Origin of the sequence: Aquimarina sp. U1-2 (genome assembly GCF_017897595.1) — a bacterium.
Lineage (GTDB): Bacteria > Bacteroidota > Bacteroidia > Flavobacteriales > Flavobacteriaceae > Aquimarina.
Genome location: NZ_JAGKIK010000049.1, coordinates 1 through 576 on the forward strand (window position 1 = coordinate 1; position 576 = coordinate 576).

Below are 576 nucleotides of genomic sequence, written 5' to 3' on the forward strand. Positions count from 1 at the left end.
TGAGAATTCTAAATTCGTAATTCTGAATTCTACATTCTGAATTCAAGAAGGGGGAATTAGCTCAGCTGGCTAGAGCGCCTGCCTTGCACGCAGGAGGTCACCGGTTCGACTCCGGTATTCTCCACGATCTTCACGATTGTTAGATATTTAGATTGCTTAGATATTTAGATTATTTTTCTAGAGATCTAAAAGATCCAATACTCTAACTAATCTAAAGAGAACGTTCATTGACATATTGATCATAAGAAATACGAGCACACACTTAAGGTGTGTGATAAAAAAATAAAGAAGTAGTACTTAGGTAGTAAGTACAGTGTATTTAAGTATAGGGTATTTAGATTTTTAGGTCTAGCATCTAAGTTCTAGTATCTCACTACTGACTACTATGTACTCATTACTGATTACTACGTAAAAATAAGAGCAAGTTAAAAGCAAAGACACATAAGCTAATTAAGGGCGTATGGGGAATGCCTAGGCTCTCAGAGGCGAAGAAGGACGTGATAAGCTGCGAAAAGCTGTGGTGAGGGGCACATACCTGTTGATCCGCAGATATCCGAATGGGGCAACCCGGCATGT

At 39.1% G+C, this 576-nt stretch carries 1 tRNA gene and 1 rRNA gene; both read left to right on the forward strand.

Going from position 1 to position 576, the window contains the following annotated elements:
* Positions 1-50 precede the first annotated feature (50 nt).
* Positions 51-124 (forward strand) — tRNA-Ala (locus J8281_RS18940).
* A 316-nt stretch (positions 125-440) separates the two neighbouring features.
* Positions 441-576: ribosomal RNA gene (locus J8281_RS18945) — 23S ribosomal RNA — on the forward strand; the annotation flags it as partial.